Source organism: Nocardiopsis exhalans (assembly GCF_024134545.1).
GTDB lineage: Bacteria > Actinomycetota > Actinomycetes > Streptosporangiales > Streptosporangiaceae > Nocardiopsis > Nocardiopsis exhalans.
This window is the reverse complement of sequence record NZ_CP099837.1, coordinates 5,776,145-5,799,818: the sequence shown is the minus strand read 5'-3', so window position 1 is coordinate 5,799,818 and position 23,674 is coordinate 5,776,145. Positions and strand designations below refer to the sequence as shown.

22 protein-coding genes and 2 tRNA genes are annotated in these 23,674 nt (G+C 68.3%); 20 read left to right on the top strand and 4 right to left on the bottom strand.

All coding sequences use genetic code 11. The annotated features are described in order from the left end of the window. Nucleotides 1-35: 35 nt before the first annotated feature. The 11 genes from NE857_RS25665 (at nt 36) to NE857_RS25615 (ending at nt 9,206) form a co-directional block, all read left to right on the top strand. Entirely contained in the window at nt 36-671 is a 636-nt protein-coding gene (locus NE857_RS25665; RefSeq protein ID WP_254418021.1) for a mycothiol-dependent nitroreductase Rv2466c family protein, read from the top strand. Nucleotides 672-698: 27 nt separating this feature from the next. After that, nucleotides 699-854, top strand: a complete 156-nt coding sequence (locus tag NE857_RS25660; RefSeq protein WP_017583504.1) for a hypothetical protein — start codon at nt 699-701, stop codon at nt 852-854. 146 nt (nt 855-1,000) lie between these two features. Further along, the gene (locus tag NE857_RS25655) at nt 1,001-2,422 is read left to right on the top strand and encodes an aldehyde dehydrogenase family protein (RefSeq protein ID WP_254418020.1); all 1,422 of its coding nucleotides are present in this window, start codon (nt 1,001-1,003) and stop codon (nt 2,420-2,422) included. Between the two features lie 126 nt (nt 2,423-2,548). Continuing rightward, nucleotides 2,549-2,695 (top strand): hypothetical protein, encoded by a 147-nt coding sequence (locus tag NE857_RS25650; RefSeq protein ID WP_017583502.1) that lies wholly within the window; start codon nt 2,549-2,551, stop codon nt 2,693-2,695. Between the two features lie 100 nt (nt 2,696-2,795). Beyond that, nucleotides 2,796-3,263, top strand: a complete 468-nt coding sequence (locus NE857_RS25645; protein WP_254418019.1) for a ribose-5-phosphate isomerase — start codon at nt 2,796-2,798, stop codon at nt 3,261-3,263. A 507-nt stretch (nt 3,264-3,770) separates the two neighbouring features. Next, nucleotides 3,771-4,874, top strand: a complete 1,104-nt coding sequence (locus tag NE857_RS25640) for a PP2C family protein-serine/threonine phosphatase (protein ID WP_254418018.1) — start codon at nt 3,771-3,773, stop codon at nt 4,872-4,874. A 275-nt stretch (nt 4,875-5,149) separates the two neighbouring features. After that, nucleotides 5,150-6,490, top strand: a complete 1,341-nt coding sequence (mgtE, locus tag NE857_RS25635) for a magnesium transporter (protein ID WP_254418017.1) — start codon at nt 5,150-5,152, stop codon at nt 6,488-6,490. A 125-nt stretch (nt 6,491-6,615) separates the two neighbouring features. Continuing rightward, nucleotides 6,616-6,834: an Rv0909 family putative TA system antitoxin gene (locus tag NE857_RS25630; protein ID WP_254418016.1), complete on the top strand. Its 219-nt coding sequence runs from the start codon at nt 6,616-6,618 to the stop codon at nt 6,832-6,834. A 42-nt stretch (nt 6,835-6,876) separates the two neighbouring features. Further along, a complete protein-coding gene (locus NE857_RS25625; protein WP_254418015.1) occupies nt 6,877-7,758 on the top strand; it encodes a M23 family metallopeptidase in 882 nt (293 codons plus the stop codon). 85 nt (nt 7,759-7,843) lie between these two features. Next, entirely contained in the window at nt 7,844-8,371 is a 528-nt protein-coding gene (locus tag NE857_RS25620) for a (2Fe-2S) ferredoxin domain-containing protein (RefSeq protein ID WP_254418014.1), read from the top strand. A gap of 73 nt (nt 8,372-8,444) precedes the next feature. After that, the gene (locus NE857_RS25615) at nt 8,445-9,206 is read left to right on the top strand and encodes an AfsR/SARP family transcriptional regulator (RefSeq protein WP_254418013.1); all 762 of its coding nucleotides are present in this window, start codon (nt 8,445-8,447) and stop codon (nt 9,204-9,206) included. A 72-nt stretch (nt 9,207-9,278) separates the two neighbouring features. On the opposite strand, the gene NE857_RS25610 is transcribed toward NE857_RS25615, so the two are convergent. Together NE857_RS25610 and NE857_RS25605 are read right to left on the bottom strand one after the other, a co-directional pair. Then, complete coding sequence (locus tag NE857_RS25610) at nt 9,279-11,141, bottom strand: ABC transporter ATP-binding protein (protein ID WP_254418012.1); 1,863 nt, start codon at nt 11,139-11,141, stop codon at nt 9,279-9,281. A gap of 173 nt (nt 11,142-11,314) precedes the next feature. Then, entirely contained in the window at nt 11,315-11,818 is a 504-nt protein-coding gene (locus NE857_RS25605) for an adenylyltransferase/cytidyltransferase family protein (RefSeq protein WP_017583493.1), read from the bottom strand. A 213-nt stretch (nt 11,819-12,031) separates the two neighbouring features. Between NE857_RS25605 and NE857_RS25600 the strand changes: the two genes are divergently transcribed. After that, on the top strand, nt 12,032-12,295 hold the full coding sequence (locus tag NE857_RS25600; protein ID WP_254418011.1) for a hypothetical protein: 264 nt from the start codon (nt 12,032-12,034) through the stop codon (nt 12,293-12,295). Nucleotides 12,296-12,647: 352 nt separating this feature from the next. Here the strand turns inward: NE857_RS25600 and NE857_RS25595 are convergent. Then, nucleotides 12,648-12,721: transfer RNA gene (locus NE857_RS25595), tRNA-Gly, on the bottom strand. 117 nt (nt 12,722-12,838) lie between these two features. Between NE857_RS25595 and NE857_RS25590 the strand changes: the two genes are divergently transcribed. The 5 genes from NE857_RS25590 to clpX all read left to right on the top strand — a co-directional run bounded on the left by NE857_RS25590 (nt 12,839) and on the right by clpX (nt 17,829). Then, nucleotides 12,839-12,913 (top strand) — tRNA-Pro (locus tag NE857_RS25590). Between the two features lie 227 nt (nt 12,914-13,140). After that, nucleotides 13,141-14,601 carry a trigger factor gene (tig, locus tag NE857_RS25585; protein WP_017583491.1) on the top strand — a complete coding sequence of 487 codons (1,461 nt, stop codon included), beginning with the start codon at nt 13,141-13,143 and terminating at the stop codon, nt 14,599-14,601. 322 nt (nt 14,602-14,923) lie between these two features. Continuing rightward, nucleotides 14,924-15,541, top strand: coding sequence for a ClpP family protease (locus NE857_RS25580; RefSeq protein ID WP_083926859.1), 618 nt, complete (start codon nt 14,924-14,926; stop codon nt 15,539-15,541). Between the two features lie 45 nt (nt 15,542-15,586). Continuing rightward, a complete protein-coding gene (locus NE857_RS25575) occupies nt 15,587-16,243 on the top strand; it encodes an ATP-dependent Clp protease proteolytic subunit (RefSeq protein WP_017583488.1) in 657 nt (218 codons plus the stop codon). Nucleotides 16,244-16,548: 305 nt separating this feature from the next. Further along, nucleotides 16,549-17,829, top strand: a complete 1,281-nt coding sequence (clpX, locus tag NE857_RS25570) for an ATP-dependent Clp protease ATP-binding subunit ClpX (protein WP_017583487.1) — start codon at nt 16,549-16,551, stop codon at nt 17,827-17,829. A 152-nt stretch (nt 17,830-17,981) separates the two neighbouring features. Here clpX and NE857_RS25565 read toward each other — a convergent pair whose 3' ends face one another. Continuing rightward, nucleotides 17,982-18,689, bottom strand: a complete 708-nt coding sequence (locus NE857_RS25565; protein WP_254418010.1) for a DUF305 domain-containing protein — start codon at nt 18,687-18,689, stop codon at nt 17,982-17,984. Nucleotides 18,690-19,025: 336 nt separating this feature from the next. On the opposite strand from NE857_RS25565, the gene NE857_RS25560 reads away from it, so the two are divergent. From NE857_RS25560 to NE857_RS25550, 3 genes are all read left to right on the top strand, one after another. Next, on the top strand, nt 19,026-20,438 hold the full coding sequence (locus NE857_RS25560; protein WP_254418009.1) for an LVIVD repeat-containing protein: 1,413 nt from the start codon (nt 19,026-19,028) through the stop codon (nt 20,436-20,438). Nucleotides 20,439-20,585: 147 nt separating this feature from the next. Beyond that, on the top strand, nt 20,586-21,995 hold the full coding sequence (locus tag NE857_RS25555; protein ID WP_254418008.1) for an LVIVD repeat-containing protein: 1,410 nt from the start codon (nt 20,586-20,588) through the stop codon (nt 21,993-21,995). Between the two features lie 143 nt (nt 21,996-22,138). Continuing rightward, nucleotides 22,139-23,554 (top strand): LVIVD repeat-containing protein, encoded by a 1,416-nt coding sequence (locus tag NE857_RS25550; protein ID WP_254418007.1) that lies wholly within the window; start codon nt 22,139-22,141, stop codon nt 23,552-23,554. Nucleotides 23,555-23,674 lie beyond the last annotated feature (120 nt).

The window sequence follows — 23,674 nt, the reverse complement described above, 5'->3', positions numbered from 1 at the left end:
CCCCGGACTTCGACCGTCCCAGACGAGGAGCAGCGATGACCCAGTCCCCCGCACAACCGGGCGAGCAGGAGACCACCTACGCCGACATGTGGTTCGACCCGGCCTGCCCCTGGGCCTGGATCACCTCCCGCTGGCTGGTGGAGGTGGAGAAGGTCCGGAAGGTGAGCGTGCGCTGGCACGTGATGAGCCTGGGCGTGCTCAACGAGGGCCGCGACCTGTCGGAGCAGTACAAGGAATCCCTCGCCCGCTCCTGGCAGGCGGTACGCGTGTGCGTCGCGGCCGAGCAGCGTTTCGGTCCCGAGGTCCTCGGCGGTCTCTACACCGCCCTGGGCACCCGCTTCCACAACAACGCCGAGCCGCGCACCCTGGACACCGTCCGTGCCGCGCTGGCCGACGCCGGCCTGCCCGCGGACCTGGCGGATGCCGCCGACTCCACCGAATACGATGAGGCCCTGCGCGCCTCGCACGCCGAGGCGATGAAGCTGGTGGGCGAGGACGTCGGCACCCCCGTCGTCCAGGTGGAGGGCGCCTCGTTCTTCGGGCCGGTCGTCACCCCCGTCCCGCGCGGCGAGGACGCCGGGAAGCTGTGGGACGGCGTGCGTCTGGTCGCCGGTACCGACGGGTTCTTCGAGCTCAAGCGCACCCGCACCCGCGACCCCATCTTCGACTGATCACCGACCCGCTACCCGGGAGAACCCATGCCAGGGCCTGACGACGACCGCCGCGCCACCTTCCTCGACGACCTCGATCTGCTGCCCGACACCACGAGCGACGAGCGCTCCGAGGGCTGGGGCGACAGCGATGAGGACTCCACCGCGCGGCTGATCTCCGACCGCCCCCCGCACTGGGGCTGACCGGCGTCCTTCCGACACGGGGTCCGACCCGCCGAGGGTTCCGTCCGGGGCCGGTATCCGTCAAAGCACGGGTACCGGCCCCGGACACGTCCCCGGTGCGTCCCCGCTCTGGCCAACCCGAATCACGTTCTGCGACAGTGGGGTCCATGCGATCCCTCTACATCGACGGCGCCTGGTGCGACTCCGCCTCCGACGAGGCCCTTGACGTGGTCAACCCGGCGACCGAGCAGGTCATCGACACCGTCCCCGCGGGTGCCACCGCCGACGTCGACGCCGCGGTCGACGCCGCGGCCGCCGCCTTCCCCGCCTGGTCCGCGCTCACCCCGGGTCAGCGCGTCACCCACCTGGCCAAGGCGCTGGAGCTGTTCAACGCCCGGCTCGGCGACATCGCCGACGTGCTCACCCGGGACATCGGAGCCCCCGCCACCTTCGCCGCCAAGGTGCAGGCCGGGCTGCCCTCCCTCATGTTCAGGACCTACATCGACCTGGTGGAGGAGCACGGGGAGCGCTACTTCACCGGCGAGAGGATCGGCAACTCCCTCGTGGTGCACGAGCCGATCGGCGTGGTCGGCGCGATCACCCCGTGGAACTATCCGCTGCACCAGATCGTCCTCAAGGTCATCCCGGCCCTGCTCGCGGGCAACACCGTGGTCCTCAAACCGAGCGAGGTCGCGCCGCTGAGCGCCTACTCGCTGGCGGAGGTCCTCGACGAGGCGGGACTGCCCGCGGGCGTGTTCAACCTGGTCTCGGGCACCGGCCCGGTGGTGGGCGAGGCGATCGCCGCCCACCCGAAGGTCGACATGGTCTCCTTCACCGGTTCCACCCGCGCCGGGACCCGGGTGTCCCAGGTCGCCGCCGAGACGGTCAAGCGGGTCGCCCTGGAACTGGGCGGCAAGTCGCCGAACGTCATCCTGCCCGGCGCGGACCTGACCAAGGCCGTCAAGCGCGGTGTCGCCGACGTCATGCGCAATACCGGTCAGAGCTGCAACGCGCTCACCCGCATGCTCGTGCACCGCGACTCCTACGAGGAAGCCGTGGAGCTGGCCGCGGTCGCCGCCGCCAAGTACGCCCCCGGCGACCCCGTGGACGAGGGCACCCGGATGGGCCCGCTGGTATCCGCCGCCCAGCTGGACAAGGTCCGCTCCTACGTCGACCTCGGTGTGGAGGAGGGCGCCCGCCTGGTCACCGGCGGTTCCGAGCCGGTCGAGGGACGGGACAGCGGCTACTACGTGAGCCCGACCGTCTTCGCCGACGTGCGCAACGACATGCGCATCGCCCAGGAGGAGATCTTCGGGCCGGTGCTCGCCCTCATCGCCTACGACACGGTCGAGGAGGCGGTCGAGATCGCCAACGACACCGTCTACGGGCTCAACGCCGCCGTGTGGTCGGGCGACCCCGACGAGGGGCTGGCCGTCGCCCGCCGTCTGCGGGCCGGACAGGTCGAACTCAACGGCGGCGCCCTGAACCCCCGCGCGCCCTTCGGCGGATACAAGCGCTCCGGCAACGGCCGCGAGTGGGGACTGCCCGGCCTGGAGGAGTTCTGCGAGGTCAAAGCCGTACAGATGTGACCGGTGTGCTCGGTATCACGGTCGCATAGCACGTTTCACCGGAATCGGACCCGGTGACGCGCGCGTTGTGCGGTGTGGAAAAATTTCGAGTGGTCATCCCCTGGTCGAACCCAAACGAGGTGTGAGTTGAGCAACAAGCCCGCGGTCTCCAAGGCAGGTCCCCTCAGTAAGGACCTCAAGTCGATCCTCGTGTACAACCTGATCGCGATCCTCTCGATGGCCGGCTTCGCCGTCCTCGGTCTGAGCGTCGCCGCTGCCGCCGCTGGCGCCTGAGCAGCTCGGTAACCCACACGACGCACGCCGCGCCCCTTCCGGTCCACCGACCGGGTGGGGCGCGGCGTCGTCTGTGTCCGGGAGCTGTCACACTGGTGACGTGCGTGTTTACCTTGGATCAGATCATGCGGGCTTCGAGCTCAAAGAACACCTCGTCTCCTGGCTGAAGGAGAACGGCCACGAGGTCGTCGACGCCGGTCCGGCCGTCTACGACGCGGTCGACGACTACCCTCCCTTCGTCCTGCGCGCCGCCGAGGGCGTCGCCAGGGACCCGGGGTCCCTGGGGATCGTGATCGGCGGCTCCGGCAACGGGGAGCAGATCGCGGCCAACAAGGTCAAGGGCGTCCGTGCGGCCCTGGCCTGGAGTGAGGACACCGCCAAGCTGGCGCGTGAGCACAACGACGCCAACGTGCTCGGCATCGGCGGTCGGATGCACTCCCTGGCGGAGGCCACCCGGTTCGTCGAGCTCTTCCTCGCCACCCCGTACAGCGACGAGGAGCGGCACACCCGCCGCATCGCCATGCTCGGCGACTACGAGCAGACCGGCGAGCTCCCCCCGCTTCCGTAACCCGGTCAGTCACCTTCGGCCCGTGCCCCGCCCCGGATCCCGGTCCTGGGGCGGTCCGGACGTCCGCCCCCGTGCGCCGGCTGGAATCCAGTCCGGTGCACGGGGGCGTTCGCACTTCGAGGGCTGGGGACCAGTCCCCGCCGGGGGCGTTGTGGGAACCTGGTCGGGTGCGCGGCTCCATCCCCGCGCAGCCGGGTTTAGGCGGAACCCAAACCCGGGTTTATGGGGTGGAACGCCGCTGTTGGTACGTGCCACAGCAGTAGAGCAGGCGCTACAGTTCGTGCACAGCGGCGGGTCGTGGTCGTCCGCGACACGGCGTTGTCCTCGACGCGGCGGTGCCCGCCCCAGGCGGACCCAGCCACCACGATCCGGGCCGTGCCCCCACACCGCCCAGGCCCGCCGACGCCAGACCAGGCCCCGACGCGACCGTGACCGCACCGGTGTGCCGTACGACGACCAGGAGTGACCCCCGCGGGCAGAGCGGGCGTGCCGAGCGCTTGAGGACCAATGAACGCCACACCGACCGCCAAGACCACCCGATGGCTGCGATCCACCGTGCAGCGGATCGTCGCGGTGCTCCGGCGCAAGGTGCTGTTCCGCTACCGGCTCGTCCTGATCACCCTCGTCGCCATCGCAGTGGGGATCGGCGTGGGCGCCGGCTGGGGACCCACCGCGTGGTTCCCGCCCAGCTCCGTCATCCTCACCGTGCTGGCCGGCGGACTGCTGCTCAAGCGCAAGAGCCTGGCCTTCCTGCTCGGCGTGGTCGCCGCCGTTCTCCTGGTCCTGGCCTTCCGGCTCGGCTTCGGCCAGGTCGGCCCGGGCCTGCTGGTCACCATCGGCATCACCGGGGTCCTGTCCTACCTGCTCTCCGGGGTACGTGAACGCCTCGGCGTCCAGGGCCTGAGCGGCGAGATGATGCTGCTGGACCTGCGTGACCGCCTGCGGGACCAGGGAAGACTCCCCGGGGTCCCCTCCGGTTGGGGGCGCACCGCCGTCCTGCGCCAGGCGGGCGGCTCCTCCTTCGGCGGGGACTTCGTCGTCTCCATACGGCGCCAGAACCGGCTCGACATCGCCGTCGTCGACGTCTCCGGCAAGGGAGTGGACGCCGGGACCCGCGCCCTGATGCTCTCCGGCGCCTTCAGCGGACTGATCGGGGCGGTGCCCGCCCGCGACTTCCTCGCCCACTGCAACGACTACCTGATGCGCAACAGCGGTGGCGAGGGTTTCGTGACCGCCGTCCACCTGAGCGTGGACACCGACACCGGCGAGTACCAGGTCGCCTCCGCCGGACACCCGCCCGCCCTGCACTACGACAGCGGCAGCGGTGTGTGGAGCACCACCGAGGCCAAGGGCGTGGTCCTGGGCGTCATCCCGGAGATGACCTACACCTCAGTCGAGGGCAAACTGCGCCCCGGCGACGCCATCATGCTCTGCACCGACGGCCTCATCGAGACCCCCGGCGAGGACCTGGACGCGGGCATCGACCGCCTCCTGGGCACCGCCGACACGCTGGTCACCCAGGGTTTCGCCACCGGCGCGGGCGAGGTCGTGGACACCCTCAGCAAGGACAAGAACGACGACTGCGCCCTCGTGGTCCTCTGGCGCACCTGACCCCGAGCCGCTCCGCCACCGGCAGGGGGTGGGCCGCCCCGCCGTTCCTGGCGGTAGGGTCGACATGTTCCCCGACCCCGGTACGAGGCTCTTCGTACCCGTCCCCGGACCGCCGTGCCCGCCCTCTCCGCCCCCTGGGCGCCGACGCCCGCACGGCCCACCACACCAGTGACGAGGGGCCGGACCAGGTCCTGCCGAAAGGACCCGGACTTCCCAGATTTCGCGGCCCCGCGGGCGTGCCCGCCGGGCGATGGAGACGCAAGGGGGTGCTTCGCATGGACGGCGAGCGCGCTGAAGAACTCACAGATCTGGTCGAGAACAACGACCTGACCGGGATCAGGCTCTGGTTGGCCGAACACAGGCCCCACGAGATCGCGGACGAACTCGCCCGCATGCCCGGTCGCGACGCGATCGTCCCCTTCCGGCTCCTGGACAAGGACCGCGAGCTGGAGGTCTTCGAGGAGCTCGATCCCGGCCAACAACAGGCCATCCTGCTCGGGCTGCGCGGCACCGACTTCCACGACATCCTGGAGGAGATGGACCCGGACGACCGGGCCCGCCTCATCGGGGAGGCCCCGGCCAAGATCGCCACCCGGGCCCTGGCCGGACTGAGCCCCGCCGAACGCAAGATGACCGCCGCGCTCCTGGGGTATCCGGAGGACTCGGTCGGCCGGTACATGACACCGGAGACCGTCATCCTGCACCTGGACCTCACGGTCGGCCGCGCCCTGGAAGTGGTGCGTGCCAAAGGAGCCGACGCCGAGACGATCTACACCCTGCCGGTGGTCAGCGACGGCCGCCGCCTGGTCGGTACCATCACCCTGAGCGACCTCGTGGTCAGCGACGACGACCGCGTCCTCAAAGATCTGGTGGACGTGTTCGCCCCCCGGGTGGGGGTCAGCGAACCGGTCGAGGACGCCGCCCGACTCATCCAGGAGGCCAACCTGGTCTCCCTGCCGGTGGTGGACTCCGAGGACCGTTTCGTCGGCCTGTTCACCTTCGACGACGCCCTGGAAGTCATCGAGGCGGCCGACTCCGAGGACATGGCCCGCCAGTCCGGTGCCAGCCCCATCGACGACCACTACGTGTCCGTCGGGGTGCTGCGCCTGGTCGGCGCACGTGTGGTGTGGCTGTTGCTGCTCATCGTGGCCGCGACCCTGACCGTCAACGTCATGCAGGTCTACGAGGCGACCTTGGAGGAGGTCACCGCGCTGGCGATGTTCGTCCCGATGCTGATCGGTACCGGCGGTAACGTCGGCGCCCAGTCGGCTACGGCGATCGTGCGCGCGCTCGCCGTCGGTGAGGTACGGGTGCGGGACCTGCCCTCGGTGCTCTGGAAGGAGAGCCGGGTCGGCCTCCTGCTGGGAGTGGCGCTCGCCGGGGTCGCGTTGGCCATCGGCACCCTGCTGGTCGGGTTCGACATCGCGGTGGTGGTCTCCCTGTCGGTGATCGCCATCTGTACCTGGGCGGCGATCATCGGTTCCGCGATGCCGCTGCTCGCCCGCAAGGTGGGCGTGGACCCGGCGGTGGTCTCCTCCCCGATGGTCGCGACGCTGGTGGACGCGACCGGTCTGCTCATCTACTTCTCCGTAGCCCGCATGGTTCTGGGCCTGTGACCGCAGGGCGGAAGCCAGGCGAGGGCCGCGCTGGCCCCGAGCGGGGCCGGGGCCGTTCCGACGAAGGTGACCGGCGCCGTTAGTACTGGTCACGTCCCGGGCAAGTAAGAGGCCGAGGGGGGTCTATGTCTGATACCGGAGACACGTTCGATCGGCTCAAGAAGGCCGTCAACGATCACGCTGACAAGGCCGAGGGGGTTGTCGGGAAGGCGGCCGACGCCGCCAAGAAGGCCACCGGCGGCGCCCACGACGACAAGATCGACAAGGGAGCCGGGGCCGCGACCGACTACCTGCGCAAGCGAGCGCAGGAGAACAAGAAGGGCCAGGCCAAGGACAAGGACTAGGGTCCCGGGGCGGGGAGCGGGTGGGCGGGTCCACAATGGGGGATGCCTTCACCCGCTCCGCGTCCCCTCCCCGTCGTTCTGGCCAGGATCCGCATGCCCCTGATGTGGCTGGCGATGACCGCCCTGCTGGCGGGTTACCTCGGTCTCTCCTGGTGGGTCGGCGTGACCCTGCTGGTGGTGGCTTTGGCCGTGAACCTGCGCCTGGGGACCCCGCGCTGCGCCCCGCGGGTCCTGGCGCCGCCGGTCCGCGGCCGCTGGATGGCACTGACCAGCCCCGTGGACAACGTCCCCAGCCAGGGCACGCACGCCTACGGGCAGACCTACGCGCTCGGACTGGTCACCGAGGACGGCACCCGCCCGGACATCGCCTGGCGCCCGCTCAGCCGCCCTCCGCAGGACTTCCCGGCCTTCGGTGCCCCGGTGCACGCCCCGGCGGAAGGCACGGTGGTCCGCGTACACGACCGACAGCGGGACCACCGCAGCCGAAACTCCTGGCCCTGGCTCTTCGGTAGCGTCCTGGAGAACACCCTGCGCGAACTGCGCGGCCCGTCCGGGTTGTTGGGCAACCACGTCATCATCGACATCGGCGGCGCCCACGTGCTCCTGGGCCATCTGCGCCGGGGCTCGATCACGGTCGCCCCCGGAGACCGGGTGGCACTCGGCCAGCGGATCGCCCGGTGCGGGAATTCGGGGGCCTGCACCGAGCCGCAGGTCCGGATGCAGCTGATGGATCTGCGTCACCCGCTCTTCGCCGCCGGTCTGCCCATGGTCTGGGCGAGCGGCTGGAACGCCGGGTCCCCGGAGGCAGAAGGGTTGCCCGAGACCTGGCGTCCGGTGGAGGTCACCGACCACTACGGTGTTCCCTCTGGTCAGGCCGGTTCGGCGGGAGATTACCCTGACAGTCAGGTAAGGCGAACCTCATGAGAGGCGGGGTGCGGTGAACGCGATCGATGGTGCGCCCTGCAGGCTCACGGTCTGTAGGGGCTGTTGCTGTGGGACCAAGAAGAAGGTGCCCGGGGTCGACCACAAGGCTCAGCTCGCCCGCCTCAGCGCCATCGACGACCACTCCGCCCGCCGCGTCCCGGTCCGTACGAGTAAATGCCTGGGTATCTGCTTCCAGGCCAACGTCGTCGTGGTCCAGCCCTCCCAGGAGGGGCGGGCCGCCGGAGGCCGCCCCGTCTGGCTCGGCCAGATGACCGAGGACAAGCTCCTGGACGCCGTGGACGACTGGATCTTCGACGGCGGACCCGGCATCGCGCCGCTCCCGGCTGTACTGGAGGAACACGTGACCTCCAAGGACGCCAAGAAGCCGAAGAAGAACAAGAAACCCAAGCAGTCCAAGGCCGCCAAGAAGGAACGCAAGAAGGCCAAGGAGAAATCGGCCAAGAAGGAGAAGAAGGCGCGGAAGAAGGCCAGGAAGAAGGAGACCGAGGCGCTCCGCTCCCAGACCGCTCCGCCCGAGGCCCCGGGTAAGAACAAGTCCGACAAGGGCAAGGGCACGAGTAAGGGCAGGAAGGGCAAGTCCGGGAAGAGCTAGGACGCAAGGCCTCCGGAGAGCGCTCCACCATGACCGCTTGTGGTCCGAGGACGGCAGGCGGGACAATGGACCGATGCGCATCGGTGTGCTCGGCCCGTTGCGGGTCGTCGCCGACGGTCAGGAGACGGGGATCGGCGGCGCCCGGCTGCGTGTCCTGCTCACTCGCCTGGCTCTGGGGGTGGGGGGAGTGGTTTCGCCGACCGCCCTGAGCGAGGCCCTCTGGCCGGAGGACGGACCGGCACACCCCGACACGGCCCTGCACTCCCTGGCCACCCGACTGCGCCGCACACTCCCCGAACCCCACGCGCTGCGCTCCGAACCCGAGGGCTACCGGCTCGCGCTCCCACCCGAGGCGGTCGACGCGGTCCGCTTCGAGCGCCTGGCGATCCAGGGGCGGGGAGCCCTGCGGGACGGGCACCCCGAGGACGCCGCACAGCGGCTGAGGGAGGCGCTGTCACTGTGGCGGGGCGCACCGCTCGCCGACACCGCCCACCTGCCCTTCGCGGTCCCCGCAGTCACTCGTCTGGAAAGGATCCGCCTGGGGGTCCGAGAGGACCTCATCGCCGCGGAGCTGGGCTCCTCGGATGCCACGGAACGCACAGCCCACCTGGTCGAGCTCGGGGAGCTCATCGCCCACCACCCGCTGCGTGAACGCCTGCGCGAACTCCTCGTCGCCGCCCTGGCCGCGGACGGCCGCAGGGGCGAGGCGCTCACCGCGCACGAGGAGTACCGGAGGCTGCTCGCCGCCCAGCTCGGCACCGTGCCGGGCAAGAGCATGAGAGCGCTCCACCAACGACTGCTGGGTGGAGAGAAAGGCTCCTCACCCGGTTTCTGAGAGCGTTCTCCGGGCTGTCGGGTGGATACGGCACCCCCGGTTCGGTTGATGCGACCGATCGCCGCGGCTGGCCTACTGGGACTGGGGCGCGAACTGGGTGCGGTAGAGAGCGGTGTACAGGCCGCCCGCCTCCAACAGTTGTTCGTGTGTGCCGCGCTCCAGGATGCGGCCGTCCTCCAGCACCAGGATCTGGTCCGCCTCGCGGACGGTGGCCAGCCGGTGCGCGATCACCAATGAGGTCCGCCCCTCCAGAGCGACGGCCAGTGCTTCCTGTACCGCGGCCTCGGATCCGGAGTCCAGGTGTGCGGTGGCCTCGTCCAGGACCACGACCGACGGGGCCTTCAGCAGCAGCCGGGCGATGGCCAGACGCTGCTTCTCACCGCCGGAGAGGCGGTATCCGCGGTCGCCGACCATCGTGTCCAGGCCGTTCGGGAGCTGCGCCAGGAGCGGGCCCAGCCGCGCCATCCGCAGGGCCTCCTCCAACTCCTCGTCGGTCGCTTCCGGCTTTGCGTAACGCAGGTTGGCGCCCACGGTGTCGTGGAAGAGCTGCGCGTCCTGGGTCACTACGCCCACGGCCTCGCGCAGTGAGTCTCCGGTGGCCTCCCGAAGGTCCAGTCCACCGATCCGGACCGAGCCCTCGGAGGGGTCGTACAGCCGCGACACCAAGTGGGTGAGGGTGGACTTGCCCGCCCCCGAGGGGCCCACGAGGGCCACCATCCGGCCGGGTTCGGCGCGGAAGGACACCTCGCTCAGTACCTGGGTGTCCTCGATGATCTCCGACTGCGGGGTCAGCTCCAGCGACGCCACCGAGGTCTCCGAGGTGCCCGGGTAGCGGAAGGACACCCGGTCGAACTCCACGCTCAGGGGCCCCCTGGGCAGCGGCTTCGCGTCCGGGCTCTCCTTGATCTGCGGTTCCAGGTCCAGCACCTCGAAGACCCGGTCGAAGGAGACCAGTGCGGTCATGATCTCCACGTGCACGTTGGACAGCGTGGTGATCGGCCCGTACAGCCGCGCCAGCAGCGTGGTGAGGGCGACCAGCGTGCCCACCTCGAACGCGCCGTCCACCGCGAGCACACCGCCCACGCCGTAGACCATCGCCATCGCCAGCGCCGTGATGGTGGCCAGCATCGTGAACAGCAGACCGCCGATCACGGACTGGCGGACCCCCAGGTCGCGCACGCGCGCCGCGATGCCCGAGAAGCCGCGGGACTCCTCGTCCGGGCGTCCGTACAGCTTGACCAGCATGGCCCCGCCGACGTTGAACCGCTCGGTCATCAGGGAGCTCATCGCGGCGTTGTTGTCCATGGCGTCGCGGGAGATGTTGGCCAGCTTGCGGCCCAGCAGCTTCGCGGGGACGATGAACAGCGGCACCAGCGCCAACGCCAGCAGGGTCACCTGCCAGGACAGGGCCAGCATCGTGATGACCACCGCGACCACGCTGATCAGATTGGACACCACCGACTGCAGCACCGAGGTGATGGCCCGCTGGGCGCCGACCACGTCCGTGTTCAGGCGGCTGATCAGCGAACCCGTCTGGGTTCGGGTGAAGAAGGAGATCGGCATCCGCTGTACGTGCGTGAACACCTGGGTGCGCAGGAGGTAGATCACACCCTCACCGATCCGGGAGGACAGCCACCGCCCGGTCAGGGTGATGACGCCCTCCAGGAGCGCCAGACCCGCCGCGGCGACCGCCAGCCAGACCACCAGCGAGGTGTTCCCCGGAATGATGCCCTGGTCGATGATGGCCCGCAGCAGGAGCGGGTTGGCCACGACGACGGCAGCGCCCACCGAGGTCACCGCGAGGAAGAGCAGGATGGATCGCCAGTGCGGTGTCGCGTAGGACAGGATGCGCCTGGTGATCCCCGGGGGAAGCTCCTGCCCCCGCGCGCTTCCGTCGTTGACCAATGCCCTGTAGGAGGGCCTCCCTGACATCATCGGCAGCCTCGTCTTTCGTTCACCACGTCGCCATCCAAGCCTCAACACCGGAGCGTCGGCGCAGCTTCCCGTGCGCGTCTACGGTTCTGCCGCAAGGCTCTGGGATTGGGTATTCGACGCCGACGGCTCCGAGGATTGGTCGAGGACCGTGGCTGGCGGTCGAAAACCGATGGCTAGAGGGAGTGTGCGAGGCGGCCGAGCGCGGCGGTCGTGGACCGACCCGCGGTGAAGGGGAGTTCCCAGGCCTGTGCGCCGAGGGCGTCCGCGCCGCGGATCTTGGCCTGCGTGTAGCGGTCGCCGGCGGTGAAGGCCAGGGCCGCGGGCGCGAGCGGCCGCAGCAGCTCGGCGTAGGCCGCCCAGTCGGCGACCGTCGGCGGTCCCTCGATGACGAAGGAGCCGGTCACACAGGACAGGGCCGCGATGGTCTCGGCCCGCTCCTCGGCGGGGTTGACCGGGCGTCCGGGGCCCTTCCAGGCCCGTACCCGTTCGTCGGACTCGATGCCCACGACCAGCGGCAGTCCGCGTTCGGCGATAGATCGCAGGAAGCGCACGTGCCCGACGTGCAGGACGTCGAAGACACCGGTGACCACGACCGGCCGCTCCAGTGCCTCCGGTCGTTGGAACCAGAGCGCGCTGAGCGGTGTGGCCATCTCGTCCGTGCCTTCTGTGTCCGTCATCTGGCTCCCGTTTCGCCGAACCCGAGGGGCGCCCGCGTCCGGTTGCGCTGACGGGTCCGCCCGAAAGGTCAACGTATCCGTTGGAGCCGGGTATTCCGCCTCTTGGGGCGGCGGAACCGAACGATGTTCTGACTGTGTGTTGTGTCACTGAGAACCGGTTCGCCTCGAGGTGAATCCCACCCCGCGGGACACAGCCGAAGAAAAGGGGCGTACATGGCCTGGGTGGTCGTTGTCGAGGAGAGCGTGAACTACGGACAGAGCGCGCGCTGGGGCGTGGGAACAGTCCGGGGCGACCACGCCGACCGTGAGGAGGCGAGGAGTGCGGCGCTGGCCATGACGAGGACTTTCGCACCGAACCATCCGTGGTCGGAGCGGGATCGCCAGGTCTTCCGTAACTCGGAGGACTCGTATCTGGTCAACGTGGTCGGTGCCACGACCGAGTTCCACTTCCGGGTATCCGTCGCGGAGCGGATCTAGGGCCTCGGCCTCCTGGATCCTGGGCATGACGAGCTGGGCTCAGGGGGTCGTCTCCCTGGTGAAACGGCGAAACGAGCCGGTGTGTGGAGCACACACGACTCGCTTCGGGTGGTGCGGGGGTCAGGGGGTCGTCTCCCTGGTGAAACGGCGAAACGAGCCGGTGTGTGGAGCACACACGACTCGCTTCGGGTGGTGCGGGGGTCAGGGGGTCGTCTCCCTGGTGAAACGGCGAAACGAGCCGGTGTGCGGAGCACACACGACTCGCTTCGGGTGGTGCGGGGGTCAGGGGGTCGTCTCCCTGGTGAAACGGCGAAACGAGCCGGTGTGCGGAGCACACACGACTCGCTTCGAGTGGAGCGGGCGACGAGAATCGAACTCGCATGACCAGCTTGGAAGGCTGGGGTTCTACCATTGAACTACGCCCGCGTGGCATCGGAGCCCTTGAGTTTCCTCTAGACTCGTTGAGCCGACGGAGACAAGAGTACAGTCTCCGGGGGGTTGGTCGCACACCCGATTGCGGGAAAGTGTGTCCACGTCCGGCAACGGGGTGTAGCGCAGCTTGGTTAGCGCGCATGCTTTGGGAGCATGAGGCCGCGGGTTCGAATCCCGCCACCCCGACGAAACCATCCATGGTGGTTCGGCCTTCGGGCCGTGCGCCGTGGCCCCCTGCGTATCTGCCCTAGACTTGGTGCGATCAGCAGGAAACTGTAAGTCCCAGCCCGTCGCAGGGCACCCCAGTAGAACGTGGTCCTCACTGACCGGGGTGCGCGCGTGCATTCGCCGTTTGTGTGGTGCGCCTGCGGGCCGACGCGGACACCAGCCGGCAAACCTAGGAGTACCGCCCCGTGAAGACCGATGTCGAGGAGCTCAGCCCGACCCGGGTCAAGCTGACCATCGAGGTGCCCTTCGAGGAGCTCGAGCACGCTTTCGACGTGACCTACAAGTCGCTCGCGAAGCAGGTTCGGATCAAGGGCTTCCGCCCGGGCAAGGCGCCGGCGCGGTTGATCGACCGCTACGTCGGCCGCGGCGCGGTGATCAGCGAAGCGGTCAACCACGCCGTTCCGGAGCTCTACAACGAAGCCATCCAGAAGGAGGAGATCTTCGCGCTCGGCCAGCCCGACGTGGAGGTCACCAAGCTGGAGGACAACGACGAGCTCGCCTTCACCGCCGAGGTCGACATCCGGCCCAAGTTCGAGGTGAAGGACTACAAGGGCATCGAGGTGACCGTCGACAACGCGACCGTCACCGACGAGCAGGTCGACGAGCAGATCGGCACCCTGCGCGAGCGCTTCTCCACCCTTGTTGGCGCCGACCGTCCCGTCGAGGACGGTGACCACCTCTCCATCGACCTGGCCGCGGCCATCGACGGTGAGAAGCTCGAGGACGTCGCCGTGAGCGGCTACTCCTACGAGGTCGGCACCAACACCATGCTCGAGGGCCTCGACGAGACCCTGCGCGGCATGGAGTCCGGTGGCGAGGCCACCTTCAAGACCACCCTCGTCGGTGGTGAGCACGAGGGCAAGGAGGCGGACGTGACCGTCACCGTGCACTCGGTGAAGGTCAAGGAGCTGCCCGAGCTGGACGACGAGTTCGCCCAGCTGGCCTCGGAGTTCGACACCATCGACGAGCTGCGTGAGGACGTGCGCAAGCGCATGGCCGACGTCCGTCGGATGCAGCAGCTGTCCGCCGCCCGTGACAAGGCGCTGGAGAAGCTGATCGAGTCCGTCGAGATCCCGCTGCCCGACGCGGTCGTCGACGAGGAGATCACCCGTCGTCGCCAGAGCCTTGAGCAGCAGCTCGCCCAGAGCGGTCTGACCAAGGAGGCCTACCTCGAGTCGCAGGAGAAGACCGAGGAGGAGTTCGAGGAGGAGCTGAAGACCGGCGCCAACTCGGCGGTCAAGGCTGGTTTCATCCTCGACCAGCTGGCCCTCCAGGAGGACCTGAGCGCCGACCAGGGTGAGCTCAGCCAGTACGTGTTCGAGCAGGCCCAGCGCATGGGCGTGAGCCCGGACCAGCTGGCCCAGCACCTGGTCGAGTCGAACCAGATCCGCGTCGCCTTCACCGAGGTCGTCCGCGGCAAGGCCATGGACCTGGTCCTGGCCGGTGCCAAGGTGACCGACGAGGACGGCAACGCCGTCGAGCAGGACATCGTCGAGGCCTCTGACGAGGACGCGCTGGCCGAGGCCGTCAAGGCCGCCGCCGCTGCCTCCGCCGAGGTCGCCGAGGCTGACAAGGCCGAGGAGACCGCTGAGGTCGCCGAGGACAAGAAGGACGACGAGGACGCCGACAAGGCCGACTCCAAGTAGTTCGGAGGCCGCTCAGTGCCTTGAGGGGCGCTAGCGGAGCTCTCACGGGCCCTGACCGATCCGTTTCACCGGGTCGATCAGGGCCCGTTCGCGTTTCCCCGCGGCCGCGGCCACCGCGGCCTTGTCGTGAATCCGCCGCAATCCGCTGCTGGGCCGTGTTCACTGGTGGAGCCTGTGTTCGCTGAGAGGGTAAAGGACGTGTTCCCGGCGGGCCGCACCCTGCGCTCAAAGCGAACAGGGGCGGTATCCGGACGAGCCTGGCGTCTGTCAGCGTTAGTGTCGCTGTATCGCAACCGTTTCGATTCCGGAGCAGGTGACGAGAGTGCCGCCGACCTTTGATGAGTCCACGCGATTCGACGCTCGTACGTCGGATCCGCAGCTTTCCCCTTTTATTGAGCAGACGCCTCAGCGCCTGTTGCGCCAGCGAATCGTATTCCTCGGCCAGCAGGTCGACGATGACATCGCCAACCGCCTGGTTGGTGAACTCCTGCTGCTGTCCGCCGAGGACCGTCAGCGGGACATCACCATGTACATCAACTCGCCTGGCGGATCCGTCACGGCGGGCATGGCGATCTACGACGTCATGCAGTACATCCCCAACGACGTGCGCACCGTGGGTATCGGTATGGCCGCGTCGATGGGCCAGATGCTCCTGTGCGCCGGTGCTCCCGGCAAGCGTTACGCGCTGCCGCACACCCGCGTCATGATGCATCAGCCCTCCGGTGGCATCGGGGGCACCGCCTCCGACATCCGGATTCTGGCTGACCAGCTGATGTACGTGAAGAAGATGTTCATCCAGAAGATCTCCGAGCACACCGGGCAGTCGGTCGAGCAGATCGAGAAGGACGCCGACCGGGACCGCTGGTTCACGGCTCAGGAGGCCAAGGACTACGGCTTCATCGACGAGGTGCTCGAGGGCACCCTCGACGTGACCAGCTGACCTGGCCCCAGTCCATGAATCGGCGCAGTGCGTGGAAGGCGTGAAATGACCGAGTTCAACCCCAGTCTCATCGGCGGCGCGGCCTCGATGGCTCCCCAGAGCCGCTACGTCCTGCCGTCCTACGTGGAGCGTACGTCGTACGGCGTCAAGGAGATGAATCCGTACAACAAGCTCTTCGAAGAGCGGATCATCTTCGTCGGCGTCCAGATCGACGACACTTCGGCCAACGACCTGATGGCCCAGCTCATCACGCTTGAGCAGCTCGACTCCGAGCGGGACATCCAGATGTACATCAACTCGCCGGGTGGTTCCTTCACCTCCCTCATGGCGATCTACGACACCATGCAGTTCGTGCGCCCCGACATCCAGACGGTGTGCATCGGACAGGCCGCGTCGGCCGCCGCGATCCTGCTGGCGGGCGGCACCAAGGGCAAGCGTGGTGCCCTGCCCAACGCCCGGATGATGATCCACCAGCCCGCGACCGAGGGTATGCACGGTCAGGCCAGTGACATCGAGATCCAGGCCAACGAGATCACCCGTATCCGTACGCAGCTGGAGACCACTCTGGCCAAGCACACGGGTCGCTCCCAGGAGCAGGTCTCGAAGGACATCGAGCGGGACAAGATCCTCACCGCGGAGGAGGCCGTCGAGTACGGTCTCATCGACTTCGTGCTGCCTTACCGCAAGGCTTCCCTGAAGTAGGGCACCGGCGGCCGGCGTTCCTCGCCGGGAAGGGTTCCCGCGTTCGCTTCAGATGTTCGTGAGAACGTTCCCGGCAAGAGGAATCAGGTCGCCAGAAGTACCTGCCGGGCCGGTTTCTGACCCGCCTGGGGCAGCCCGGTGGTGAAGCCGGTCCGGTTTTTCGCTTAGTCTGGCGGAGAGCGACACACAGATCGCCCCGTTCGTGGCTGGCCAGGTCGTGAACGGATACACGGAAGCGCGTCTTCCGTCCGTTCGGTGCCGGGCAGGCCGGGAACGGGGCGGCCTTAGTTTTGAGGAGTGGCTGGGTGGCACGCATCGGCGACGGCGGGGACCTGCTGAAGTGCTCATTCTGCGGTAAGAGCCAAAAGCAGGTGAAGAAGCTCATCGCTGGCCCCGGCGTGTACATCTGCGATGAGTGCATCGATCTGTGCAACGAGATCATCGAAGAGGAACTCGCTGACGCCACTGAGCTCACGTGGGATTCCCTCCCCAAGCCTCGGGAGATCTTCGACTTTCTCGATTCCTACGTGATCGGGCAGGAGCAGGCGAAGAAGGCCCTCTCCGTGGCGGTGTACAACCACTACAAGAGAGTGCGTTCGGAGACCGAGCGTCCCGGCGGCGAGGACGTCGAGATCGCCAAGTCCAACATCCTTCTGCTGGGTCCGACCGGCTCGGGCAAGACCCTGCTGGCGCAGACCCTGGCGAAGATCCTGAACGTTCCCTTCGCCATCGCGGACGCCACGGCGCTGACCGAGGCGGGTTACGTGGGCGAGGACGTCGAGAACATCCTCCTGAAGCTGATCCAGGCCGCTGACTACGACGTCAAGAAGGCCGAGACCGGCATCATCTACATCGACGAGGTCGACAAGGTCGCCCGCAAGAGCGAGAACCCGTCGATCACGCGCGACGTGTCCGGCGAGGGCGTGCAGCAGGCGCTGCTGAAGATCCTGGAGGGCACCACGGCGAGCGTGCCCCCGCAGGGCGGACGCAAGCACCCGCACCAGGAGTTCATCCAGATCGACACCACCAACGTGCTGTTCATCTGCGGTGGCGCCTTCGCGGGGCTGGAGAAGATCATCGAGTCCCGCACCGGGCAGCAGGGCATGGGCTTCAACGCCGTGCTGCGGCCCAAGAGCGAGATGGCCGGGACCGCGCTGTTCGGCGAGGTCATGCCGGAGGACCTGCTCAAGTTCGGGATGATCCCGGAGTTCATCGGCCGTCTGCCGGTGATCACCAGCGTGCACAACCTGGACAAGGCCGCGCTGATCCAGATCCTCACCGAGCCGCGCAACGCCCTGGTCAAGCAGTACCAGCGGCTGTTCGAGCTGGACAACGTGGAGCTGGAGTTCACCCAGGACGCCCTGGAGGCCATCGCGGAGCAGGGCATCATCCGGGGGACCGGCGCCCGCGGTCTGCGCGCCATCATCGAGGAGGTCCTGCTCTCGGTGATGTACGAGGTGCCCAGCCGGGAGGACGTCGGCCAGGTGATCATCACCCGTGAAGCGGTCGAGCAGCACGTGAACCCGACGATCGTGCCGCGGGCCCAGCTGAAGGCGGACGACGACCCCCAGGAGAAGTCGGCCTGAGCGCCGCGGCCCCGAGAGGCCGCCGCAGGCACCAGTGGGATTCGGGGCGCCCCCTTTCGAGGGAGGCGCCCCTTCTCGCGTCTGGGTGGCCCTGAGAGCCGCCGGGGCGGTCGCGGTGACGACGCGGGGCCGGAGCGTGGCCGATGGACGCCTCAGCTGCCCGCCAGGACCTTCTCCATGCGGGCGATCTCGGTGTTCTGCTCGGCGATGAGGTCGTTGGCCATCCGCAGGACCTCCTGGTCCTTGCCCTCGGCCATGACCTGCTCGGCCATGGTGACCGCGCCTTCGTGGTGGACGGTCATGAGTTCCACGAAGAGCTGGTCGAAGTCGTCGCCCTCGGCGTCGGCGAGGCGCCGCATGTCCTCGTCGGAGACCATGCCCTCCATGTCCTCGTGATCGACCTGGAGGTCGCACTCGACCACGTCGTCCTCCCCGGAGTGGTGGCTGCCGTCGCCCTCCAGCCCGCAGAAGTTCTGGTGGGCGGGGTTCTCCCGGGCCGGGCCGAAGACGTTCACCTCCAGCCAGCTCTCCATCGCGGAGATCTCGGGCCCCTGCGCGGCGGAGATGCGGTCGGCGATGCGCTCGATGCCGTCGCGCTCGTAGCGGTCCTCGACCAGTTCGGTCATCTCCAGGGCCTGGGCGTGGTGCTCGATCATCTTCACCAGGTAGGTGACGTCGGCCTCGTTGTGGCCCTGCTCCTCGGCGAGGGCGGCGATCTGCTCGGCCGTGGCGGGGGTGGAGGCCTCTCCGGGGGCTCCGGGGGCGATGACGTTGGCGGACTGCTCGCCGTCATCGCCGGTACAGGCCGAGACTCCGAGCAGCACGAGGGCGGTTCCGGCTGCGAGTGCCAGGCGACGCACGGGGTCTCCTTCAGGGGTGGGGGCCAGCGGGACGGGTGCCCGCCGGTGTTGGGTGACCGCGACTCGATGAACGCGACATCCTGCGGGTTTTCTACTCACTCCGTGGGTGTTTTGTCCAGTGCCGAGTGTGTGTCGGCCCCGTCGTGTGCGGCTTTCGTGTTGTGTGCGGACGCCTGCGGGGTTGCGAGCACGCGCATGTGACGTGCGTGGTGCCCAGGTACGGCATTCAGGGGTGAGATGCCCGCACTCGGCGTTTCGTCTGGTCTGTGGCGTGTGGCAGATATACAACCCAAAGTAGTCAAATAGCTTCTTTGGGTGTTTTTCGGGGGTGGGGGCATGGCTTCGGGAACGGGGCGAGGGCTTCGGTTCGGTGGGGTCCGGCGCCGCGAGCTCCGGGGCCGGGGAACCCTGACGGTCTCCTCGGTGGCGGCGGCACTGGGCCTGCTGGTACCCGGAGCCAGTGCCGCCGACGGGGTGAGCACGAGCGGGGGAGTGGTGCACCTGGCCAACGTCCCCAAACCCCAGGTGCTGGGTTCGGCGTTCAACTCCGACCTCGCCTTCACCGGAGACCACGCCATCGTCGGCAACTACGACGGCTTCGTCGTCCACGACATCTCCGACCCGGCCGACCCCCTCGTGGTGGCCACAGTTCTGTGTCCTGGAGGTCAGGGCGACGTCTCGGTCAGCGGTGACCTGCTGTACTTCTCCGTGGACTACCCCCGCGCGAGCGACGAGTGCGGCGCGCCGCCCGCCCCGGCCAGTGACCCGGACGCGTTCGAAGGCTTGCGGATCTTCGACATCTCCGACCGCGCCAACCCGCAGTACGTCGCTTCGGTGGCCACCGACTGCGGTTCGCACACCAATACCCTGGTGCCCGGTGAGGACGGCGAACACGACTACGTGTACGTGTCCTCGTACTCGCCCTCGGCGGACTTCCCGAACTGTCAGCCGCCGCACGACAAGATCTCGGTCATCGAGATCCCGCTCGACGACCCCGCCGAAGCGGCGGTGGTCAGCGAGCCGGTCCTGTTCCCCGGCGGCGGCCACCGCACCACCACCGGCTGCCACGACATCACGGCCTACCCCGCCAAGGGCTTGGCCGCGGCGGCCTGCCTGGGCGACGGCGTGCTGCTGGACATCTCCGACCCGGTCGAACCGGTGGTCGTGGCACGCGTCCAGGACGAGAACTTCGCGTTCTGGCACTCGGCCACGTTCACCAACGACGCGAAGAACGTGATCTTCACCGACGAACTCGGCGGCGGCAGCGCGGCCACCTGCAACGAGGAGATCGGCCCCGAGCGGGGAGCCAACGCCGTCTACTCCCTGGACACCTCCGGAAACAGCCCTGAGCTGCATTTTCGGAGCTACTACAAATTGCCGCGTCATCAGTCCGAAACTGAGAACTGTGTGGCGCACAATGGTTCGCTGATTCCGGTTCCGGGCCAGGACTTCTTCGTGCAGTCCTGGTACCAGGGCGGCGTCTCGGTCATCGACCTCAACAACCCCGACCAGCCGGTCGAGGCGGGCCACTTCGATCGCGGCCCGGTCGACCCGGAGAGCCTGCGTACCGCCGGTTCCTGGTCGGCGTACTACTACAACGGGCACGTCTACTCGTCGGACATCGAGCGCGGGCTGGACGTCCTCGAACTCACCGACCCCCGCTTCGAGGGGGCCGCGGAGACGGTCCTGGACGAGTTCAACCCGCAGTCGCAGCCCGAGCTCCCCGAGTCCTCCGAGGGGCGGCCGTGACGGCAAAGCCTAGGCACTGTGCGTAGCCAGATCGGGTCAGCTCTACATCGTGTTAACAACCATGTTTCTTTTGTTTCCCTCTATACATATTGATGTTGAACTGTGTACGTTCTTCCTGTTTCGCTCCAATCGGAATCAGGAGTACACATGGCGTCATCCCCCGTCCCTCCCCGCTCGAGACGCCCGCTGTACCGCCGAGGCCTGACAGGGTTCGCTCTCGCTGGTGCCACCGCCCTGACCACGGGCCTTCTCGCACCGGCCGCCGCATCGGCGGACGAGACCCCCTTCGAGAGCGACGCCGAAACCAGCGCGAACGTCACCCACGTGACCAACGTCCCCAAGTCCGAGGCCATGGACGACTTCAACTCGGACCTGGCCTTCACGGGTGACTACGCGATCGGCGGCAACTACAACGGTTTCGTCGTCTACGACATCTCCGATCCGGAGTCGCCGACCGTCGTCTCCGAGGTGCTCTGCCCCGGCGGCCAGGGCGACGTCTCGGTCAGCGGTGACCTGCTGTACTTCTCCGTGGACTACCCCCGCGCGAGCGACGAGTGCGGCGCGCCCGCCGTGTCCACCAGGGACCCCGACGGGTTCGAGGGCATCCGGGTCTTCGACATCTCGGACAAGGCGAACCCGCAGTACGTCGCCGCGGTGGCCACCGACTGCGGTTCGCACACCAACACCCTGGTACCCGGTAAGGACGGCGAACACGACTACGTGTACGTGTCCTCGTACTCGCCCTCGGTGAACTTCCCGAACTGTCAGCCGCCGCACGACAAGATCTCGATCGTCGAGATCCCGCTCGACGACCCCGCCGAAGCGGCGGTGGTCAGTGAACCGGTCCTGTTCCCCGACGGCGGCAACCGCACCACCACCGGCTGCCACGACATCACCGCCTACCCCGCCAAGGGCTTGGCCGCGGCGGCCTGCCTGGGCGACGGCATCCTGATGGACATCTCCGACCCCGCGCACCCCGTCGTCACCGACGTGGTCCAGGACCCGAACTTCGCCTTCTGGCACTCCGCCACGTTCACGAACGACGCGGGCACCGTGATCTTCACCGACGAACTCGGCGGCGGTGGCGGCGCCATCTGCACCGAGGACTACGGGACCGAGCGCGGGGCCAACGCCATCTACACGATCGGCGGCACCGCCGAGGACCCCGCGTTGGCTTTCGAGAGCTACTACAAGATCCCGCGCGTGCAGAGCGACACCGAGAACTGCGTGGCGCACAACGGTTCGCTGATCCCGGTTCCGGGCCAGGACATCTTCGTGCAGTCCTGGTACCAGGGCGGCGTCTCGGTGATCGACTTCAACGACCCGAAGAACCCGCGCGAGATCGGCTACTTCGACCGCGCCCCGATCGATGAGGACTCCCTGGTCCTGGGCGGATCCTGGTCGGCCTACTACTACAACGGCTACGTCTACTCCTCCGACATCACCCGCGGGCTGGACGTCATCAAGCTCACCGACCCGCGCCTGCGGTCCGCCGAGCGCGTCACCTACGACGAGTTCAATCCACAGTCGCAGCCGAGCTACCGACCCGGGCGCTGAGGCGACCCACGATTCTCTCCCGGTGGCTCCTCCTGGGGAGTCAGGGCAAACGGGAGAGACCGGGGCCGCGGCCGCTCGGCCGCGGCCCCGCCGCACACCACTCCCAACCCCTGTCCCCCAACGTGAAACGATCTGGAGAAACCATGCCCGCAGCTCCCCCGACACGGCCAGGACGCGGCCTGCGAGGTGCGACCGCCGTCGCGCTCACCGCGGCCGCGACCCTGTTCGTCGGTCTCCTCGGTCCGGCGGCGGCTCACGCCGACACGCCCCCCTCCGACAGCGTCACCAGCGACAACGTCGAGCACATCGCGAACGTGCCCAAACCTGCGGCTGTCAGCAACACCAACTCCGACCTGGCCTTCACCGGTGACCACGTCATCGGCGGCAACTACGACGGCTTCGTCATCTACGACATCTCCGAGCCAGCCGACCCCCAGATCATCTCCGAGGTCGTCTGCCCCGGCGGTCAGGGCGACGTGTCCGTCAGCGGCGACCTGCTGTACTTCGCGGTGGACTCCCCGCGCGCCACCGACGAGTGCGGGGCCCCGGCGGTCCCGGTCACCGACCCGAACGGGTTCGAGGGCGTGCGGATCTTTGACATCTCGGACAAGGCGAACCCGCAGTACGTCGCGGCGGTGCGCACCGACTGCGGTTCGCACACCCTCACCCTCGTCCCCACCGAGGACGGGGCCAGTGACCTGATCTACGTCTCGTCCTACGCGCCCTCGGTGAACTTCCCGAACTGTCAGCCGCCGCACGACAAGATCTCGATCATCGAGGTCCCGCTGGACGATCCGGCCTCGGCCGCGGTCATCAACGAGCCGGTGCTCTTCCCCGACGGCGGCAACCACGACCAGCCCGGTCTGCTCCGTCCCACCGAGGGCTGCCACGACATCACGGTCTACCCGGCCAAGGACCTGGCCGCGGGCGCGTGCATGGGCGACGGCATCATCATGGACATCTCCGACCCGGTCAACCCGGTCGTGACCGAGGTCGTCCAGGACGAGAACTTCGCGTTCTGGCACTCGGCCACGTTCACCAACGACGCCAAGTCGGTCCTGTTCACCGACGAGCTCGGCGGCGGCGGCGCGGCCACCTGCACCGAGGAGATCGGGCCGGAGCGCGGCGCCAACGCCATCTACACGCTCAAGGAGGACGGCGACGGCCACAGCCTGGAGTTCGCCAGCTACTTCAAGATCGACCGCCACCAGGGGACCCAGCAGAACTGCGTGGCGCACAACGGTTCGCTGATCCCGGTCCCGGGCCAGAACTTCTTCGTGCAGTCCTGGTACCAGGGCGGGGTGTCGGTCATCGACTTCAACAACCCGAAGAAGCCGCGCGAGATCGGCTACTTCGACGCCGACTCCCGGATCGATCCGGACATGGAGAACGGCAGCACCTGGTCGGCGTACTACTACAACGGCTACGTCTACTCCTCCGACATGCGCCGGGGCCTGGACGTCCTCAAGATCACCGACCCGCGCCTGCGACCGGCCGAGCGCGTCGTCTTCGACGAGTTCAACCCGCAGACCCAGCCGAACTACCGCCCAGGCAGGTAGCCACGGCCGGCTGTGACGTACCGGGGTGCCGCGCGAGCCACGCGCGGCACCCCCGCGTGCTTCCCCCGTCCCACCCTCCTCCCCCCGGGTCCGGCCCCTGCCCGGACCCGGGGCCACGGG